Source organism: Rhodopseudomonas sp. BR0C11, assembly GCF_010820945.1.
Taxonomy (GTDB): Bacteria; Pseudomonadota; Alphaproteobacteria; order Rhizobiales; family Xanthobacteraceae; genus Rhodopseudomonas; species Rhodopseudomonas palustris_H.
On the sequence record NZ_QTKI01000264.1, the window covers coordinates 1 to 6,605 of the forward strand.

Genomic DNA, 6,605 nt, shown 5'->3' on the forward strand with positions numbered 1-6,605 from the left:
CCCGGCCCGGCACCGGACAAACAGCGCCTGCCTGCGGACGAGCGGCAATCCGATCCGACCGAGCCCGCCGCACCGCCGTCTGTCGCGCCGGTCGCTCCGCCGCCGTCGATGATTTCGCCGACTCCGGTCGAGCGTCAGTCGCTGTACACGCCGCCGGCGGCGCAGCAGACCGAGCCTGCCGCGTCCAGCGACATCACCGGCACGATCCCGTCGCAGCCGAGCGCGGCGCCGGAGAAGTTCGGCACCGTCGCGATTCCGTCCGCCGAGCGGCTGCCCGACACCATTGGCGGTGCGACGCTGCGTACCCTGGCGCTCAAGGGCGATGCCGCTGCCGCTTACGAAGTCGCGACCCGCTACGCCGAAGGCAAGGGCGTGCCGGTGAACTACGACGAAGCCGCCAAATGGTATCAGCGCGCAGCGGATGCCGGCGTGACGCCGGCGATCTTCCGCATCGGCACGCTGTACGAGAAGGGCCTCGGGGTGAAGCGCGACCTCGACGTCGCGCGGAAGCTGTATTCGACCGCGGCCGATCGCGGGAACGCCAAGGCGATGCACAATCTGGCCGTGCTGTACGCCGACGGCGGCAGCAAGGGCGCGAACTACAAAACCGCTGCGGCCTGGTTCCGCAAGGCCGCCGAGCGCGGCGTTGCCGACAGCCAGTTCAACCTCGGCATCCTGTATGCCCGCGGCATCGGCGTCGATCAGAACCTCGCGGAGTCGTACAAGTGGTTCTCTCTCGCCGCCGCTCAGGGCGACGAGGATGCGGGCCGCAAGCGCGAAGATGTCGCCAAGCGCCTCGACCCGCAGTCGCTGGCGGCCGCCAAGCTCGCGATCCAGACCTTCACGGCCGAACCGCAGCCCGACGCCGCCGTCAAGGTCGCGGCGCCAGCCGGCGGCTGGGACGGACAGCCGGCCGCAGCGGCCAAGCGCGCGGCTCGCTAACGCCAGCGTCCATCAGGTGGACGAGATCGCCGCTACCGGGCCTAAAAAACTCGGTTGCGACCGATTCTGTAATCCCGGCGTGAACTAATTTCGGTTATGCAAGGACAGCGGTTCAGATGGACCGCGATCTGGCGCGAAGTCCGCCATGCCGGTCCGGCTGAGCGGGTCTGATCTGTTGCCAGATCATTGAATCAAGAACATCTCCGGGGCGAAGCGTCAGCCGTTGAGCCGGGGATGCTGTCGTCACAGCGAGAACTCCGAAGCGAACCGCGCGTGCAGCTCTATCTCCCGATCGCCGATCTCCCGGTCAACGTCCTGCTCGTGCTGGCGATGGGCGCCGCGGTCGGGTTCGTGTCGGGGATGTTCGGCGTCGGCGGCGGCTTCCTGATGACGCCACTGCTGATCTTCATCGGCATCTCGCCCGCCGTCGCAGTCGCCTCGGTGACCAGCCACATGGCGGCCTCCTCATTCTCCGGTGCGCTGTCGTACTGGCGACGCCGCGCAATCGATCCACTCCTCGCGTTCGTGCTGTTATACGGCGGCATTGCCGGTACAGGACTTGGCGTCTGGTTCTTCGTGCTGATGCGCTCGGTAGGTCAGCTCGATTTGGTGATCGCAGTGTCCTACGTGGTGCTGCTGACCTCGGTCGGCGGTCTGATGGTGTACGAAGGCATCCGCGCGATCCGCCGCTCCAGCCGCGGTGAGGTGCCGCTGGCAGGCCGCTCCGGCAACCGCAACTGGCTGTATGCGCTGCCGTTCAAGGTCCGGTTCAAGCGCTCCAAAATCTATCTGTCGGTGCTGCCGGTAGTGGCGATCGGCGTGCTGATCGGTTTCATCGGCGCAGTGATGGGCGTCGGCGGCGGCTTCATCCTGGTGCCGATGCTGATCTATCTGCTGCGGGTCCCGACCAGCACCGTCGTCGGCACCTCGATGGTGCTGACCCTGGTGACGATGCTGATCGCCACCGTGCTGCATGCCGCCACCAGCCACCTCGTCGATGCGGTGCTGGCGCTGATCCTGATGATCGGCGGCGTCACCGGCGCGCAGTTCGGCGCCCGCGCCGGCCAGCGTATCCGCGGCGAACAGCTCCGCCTGCTGCTCGGCCTGCTGGTGCTGGCGGTCGGCGTGCGGTTCGCGATCGAACTCGGCATCCGCCCCGCCGAACTGTTCACGCTGCGCGAATTGAGCCCGACGTGACGGCGCGGCTCACCTCACTCCGCACGATCGCCACCGCCGCGCTGCTGGCGCTGATGCTGCCGCTCGCCGCGCCCGCGCGTGCCGAGCGACTGATCGTGTCGGTCTCCAACGCCCGTGTCACCGTCACGCCGAACTATTCGGGCGGCGAGCTGGTGCTGTTCGGCGCGATCGAGAAAGACCATCCGGCGTTCGTCGAAGCCGGCAAATACGATCTGGTGATCAGCGTGTTCGGCCCGCGCGCCAACATGGTGACGCGGCGCAAGGAGCGAAAATTCGGCATCTGGATCAACAGCGACTCTCGCGAATTCCTGATGGTGCCGAGCTATCTGGCGATCTTCGCCAACCGGCCGATCGACGCCATCGCGCCGACCGAGGTGCGGCGCCGGCAGCAGCTCGGCATGAACCACGTGCTGCTGACACAGCGGATCGGCACCGACTACGCAGACGTCGTTGCCGACGACCAGTTTCGCCAAGCTTTCCTGCGGCTGCGCGAGGATCGCGGGCTGTACCGCGAAGACACCACAGCGGTGAAATTCCTCACCCCGACGCTGTTCCGCACCGGGATTCCGCTGCCGGCCGAAGTGCCGATCGGCAGCTACGACATCTCCATCAAGCTGTTCTCCGGCGGGGAACTGCTCACCGAGACAGACACCTCGTTCGAAATCGCCAAGATCGGCTTCGAACAATTCGTCGCCACCGCAGCGCGTCAGCACGGCATCATCTACGGCCTGATCACCACCCTGATGGCCCTCGCCACCGGCTGGATGGCATCGATCGTGTTCCGGCGCGACTAGAGCATCTCTGCTTTTGACAGAATCAGGACCGAACTTCCTAGCGGTCGCAGCTTGTAGAGCCTCATGGTGGAGACCTTTGCTCGGATGGCGATATCTGCGCTAAGGCGGTTGGGCGGCATCGAGATTGCCTTGCTGGCGTCGATCCGGCTGCGGCTCAGCTGGCGCTCAGGCGGCTTGGACCCGTGGCCGCTCATGCCGGGTTCAGTTGGAGACTTCGCCGCAGATTGTAGGCCATGCAGGCGAGCAGGAAGGCCGTGAGATTCCGCGCCGCGTTGAAGTAGCGCATGCGGGTGAAGCCGTAGCTTCTTTTGAGCGTGCCGAACACCGCTTCGACAGGGCTGCGCAGCGGCACCAAAGCGTGATTGCGCGCGACTTCCTCAGGCGTGAGGGGCTGGTTCTTGTGGGCGCGGCGCATCACTCCGTCGCCGAAGCCCTTCTGCGCCAGCAGCTCGCGAAGCGATCGGCTGTGATAGCCGCGGTCGGCATAGACCGTGCCGGCGCTGGGCGGCAGCAGGTCGGGCGCGACGCTGACATCCTGGATGTTGGCGGAGGTTAGCCGGCCGCTGCGGATCAGGCCCGTACCCTGATCGACTGCCACATGCATCTTGTAGCCGAAGGTAAAGCGGCGGCGTTCGTTATCCGCGCCGAACCTGGCATCGGGATCGACCGGGCTGGTTGTGCCATCTTCCTTGCGTGGCCGGCGTGCCGCGCTCGTCACCATCGAAGCGTCGATCAGCGTGCCCTGCTTGATCAGCAAGCCATGGGTGTCGAGTTGGCCCTGAAGCTCCGCGAATAGCTCCTCGATCAGTCCCATCTTGGTCAGGCGCTCACGAAACCGCCAGATTGTGCTGTGATCCGGCGTCTCGTCGTCCAGCGACAAGCCGGCGAAGCGCTGGAAGCTCAGCCGATCGAACAGCGCCGCCTCCATCGCTGGATCTGACAACCCGTACCAGCGCTGCAGCAGCAGCGCTTTGAACATCATGAGGGCCGGAAACGACGGCTCGCCCTTGGCGGCGACCGGGATCACAGCCAGTAGGCGCTCGAAGGCCGCCCAGTCGAGCAATCGGCCGATATCGTCCAGCACGTCGGCCCGCCGCGGCTTCCTGCGGCTGACCGCCGCGTCCAACAGACCCAACTGACCAATCCGCCGCTGTCCCATCTCAGACCTCCGCGACTCACCAACACTAGCGAATCACGGCAGAGCTATCCGTGCAAAGGTCTCCATGGTGAGGAGGCGCGAAGCGCCGTCTCGAACCATGCGCCGCAGGCGATGTGGCTCCTCATCCTTCGAGACGCCCGGCTTTGCCGGGCTCCTCAGGATGAGGACTTCGGACGCTTGGCAAAGGCCAAATCCGCTTCAATCAATCGATGAAGCGCTCTAAACCTCCCCCCACACTCGTCATTCCGGGGCGCGCGTGTCACGCGCGACCCCGGAATCCGGAGCTTCAGGGCATCCGGCAGCGCCATGTGTGTCGACCTCTCGGCCTGATAACTTCGGGATTCCGGGTTCGGTCGCTTCGCGACCGCCCCGGAATGACGACGTGTGGAGCTAGTTAAAGCAAATACCCCACCGCCATCGCCACCACACTGACACCCATCGCGGCGGTCGAGAGCCAGCCGAGCCAGTGCAGCGGGCCGCGGACGACGAAGCCGTGCATGGCGTCGCGGCGGCGGGCGATCAGCATCAGCAACACCATCACCGGCACGGCGAGGACGCCGTTGATCACTGCGCTCCAATACAGTGCCGAGATCGGATTGATCGGCGCGAAGTTGAGCGCGATGCCAAGCACAGCCGACAGCGCCAGTACGCTGTAGAACGCCACCGCCTGCTTCGGCTTGCGCGCCAGACCGACCGGCCAGCGCCTACCCTCACCCACCGCGTAGGCGGCCGAACCTGCCAGCACCGGAATCGCCAGCAAGCCGGTGCCGACGATGCCGAGCGCAAAGATCCATTCGGCGAACGAACCGGCAATCGGCTGCAGCGCCTCGGCAGCCTGCGCCGAGGTTTCGATATCGGTCTTGCCGCTGGCGTGCAGCGTGGCGGCCGCGGTGATAATGATCGCCAGCGCAATCAGATTGGAGAACGCCATGCCGATGATAGTGTCGGCCCGGATGCGTTGGAATTCCTGTGGCGCGTCCTGTGGCGTTTTGATCAGCGGCTTCTTGTGCGGATCGATCCGCTCTTCCTCCGCCTCCTGCGAGGCCTGCCAGAAGAACAGATAGGGCGAGATCGTGGTGCCGAGGATCGCCACGATGGTGGTGAGATAAGTGCTGCTCCAGGCGACGTGCGGGATCAGCACGCCGGCGGCAGCCTGTCCCCAGTCGACCTTGGCGGCGGCCAGTGCGCCCACATAGGCGAACAGGCACAACGTCAGCCATTTCAACACAGAGACGTAGCGCTTGTAGTCGAAGAAAATCTGCGCCAGCACCGAGATCGTACCGAACGCCACCACGTAGAATAGTGCCGGCCCGCCGATCAGCAGCTTGGTGGCATCGGCCATCGCGGCGAGATCGGCGGCGATGTTGATGGTGTTGGCGGTGAACAGCAGCACCACGATCACGGCGAGCAGGCGGCCGGAATAATGCCGACAGACGTTGCCGGCGATGCCGTGACCGGTGACGCGACCGACTCGGCCGGAAATCTCCTGGATCGCCACCATCAGCGGAAACGTCAGCAGCATGGTCCAGCCGATGCCGTAACCGAGCTGCGCGCCGGCCTGACTGTAGGTACCGATCCCGGACGGATCGTCGTCGGAGGCCCCCGTGATCAGGCCGGGTCCGAGCGTTTTGAAGAAGCCGCGGAGCCGGAAGGTTTGGAGGCGTTGGACCTTGGGCGCCCCATCCGGGGCTGGATCAATCAAGTCTGGCCGGTCGAACTCTCGTCTGACGTCAGAGGTCACGCTCGGGATCCCGGCTAGGTGAGATGAACTCCAACGTAGCGGAAGCCACTTCGTTCCGGTAGCGGAAGGCCCCACCCGGGAGTTCAGCCTGCCGGGACAGCCGGACGCGCCGGCCTTGTCACCAGATAGATTCCGATCGCCACCGGGATCACACCCAGCAAATCTCGGCCGTCGATCGATTCGCCGAGCACCAGCCAGGCGAACAACATCGCCAGCGGCGGCATCACGAAGTGCCAGGCGCTGGCCGCCGTCGCGCCGTACAGCGTCAGCAGCCGAAACCACAGCCAATAGGCGATAATCGAACCGCCGAGCACCAGGAAGGCAAATGCGCCGGCGAGCCGCCAGCTCGGTACGATGTCGTTGACGCTCGACAGCGAGAACGCCAGCGGCGTCAGCGCAAGCCCGGCGGCGAGATTCTGGATGCCGTTGCCGATCCATAGGCTGCCGCGCGGCGCCAGACGCTTGAACAGGATGGTGCCCACGACGATCGACGCCAGCGAAGCCAACGTGAAGCCGAGCCCAGTCGATGCCTCGGCGCCGATCGCCACGCGGTGCCAGACGATGAAAGCGACCCCGGCGACACCCAGTACCAGGCCGGCGACCTTTCGCCAGGTCAGCGCCTCGTGCAGCAGCAGCGCGGCCGCCACCGCGGTGAATACCGGATTGGCGCTGACGATCAGCCCGCCGATGCCGGCCGAGACGGTCTGCAGCCCGACATAGCCGAGGCCGAGATACAGCGCGTTATTGGCGAGGCCGAGCCGCGCGCAAATCG

The 6,605-nt window shown here is 65.7% G+C and carries 6 protein-coding genes; 3 read left to right on the plus strand and 3 right to left on the minus strand.

Features of this window, described 5'->3' with window-relative positions; genetic code table 11:
- The 3 genes from DYI24_RS18185 to DYI24_RS18195 all read left to right on the plus strand — a co-directional run.
- On the plus strand, window positions 1–942 hold a 942-nt coding region (locus tag DYI24_RS18185; RefSeq protein WP_164573297.1), incomplete at its 5' end, for a tetratricopeptide repeat protein.
- 273 nt (window positions 943–1,215) lie between these two features.
- Entirely contained in the window at window positions 1,216–2,139 is a 924-nt protein-coding gene (locus tag DYI24_RS18190; RefSeq protein WP_349627793.1) for a sulfite exporter TauE/SafE family protein, read from the plus strand.
- Entirely contained in the window at window positions 2,136–2,933 is a 798-nt protein-coding gene (locus DYI24_RS18195) for a TIGR02186 family protein (RefSeq protein ID WP_502706354.1), read from the plus strand. The genes DYI24_RS18190 and DYI24_RS18195 overlap by 4 nt, the downstream gene beginning before the upstream one ends.
- 190 nt (window positions 2,934–3,123) lie before the next feature.
- On the opposite strand, the gene DYI24_RS18200 is transcribed toward DYI24_RS18195, so the two are convergent.
- The 3 genes from DYI24_RS18200 to DYI24_RS18210 form a co-directional block, all read right to left on the minus strand.
- Entirely contained in the window at window positions 3,124–4,068 is a 945-nt protein-coding gene (locus tag DYI24_RS18200; RefSeq protein ID WP_164573299.1) for an IS5 family transposase, read from the minus strand.
- Window positions 4,069–4,486: 418 nt separating this feature from the next.
- The gene (locus tag DYI24_RS18205) at window positions 4,487–5,833 is read right to left on the minus strand and encodes an NRAMP family divalent metal transporter (protein WP_164573300.1); all 1,347 of its coding nucleotides are present in this window, start codon (window positions 5,831–5,833) and stop codon (window positions 4,487–4,489) included.
- Between the two features lie 83 nt (window positions 5,834–5,916).
- Window positions 5,917–6,605, minus strand: a 689-nt coding sequence (locus DYI24_RS18210) for a DMT family transporter (RefSeq protein WP_164573301.1), incomplete at its 5' end; no start/stop codon positions are given.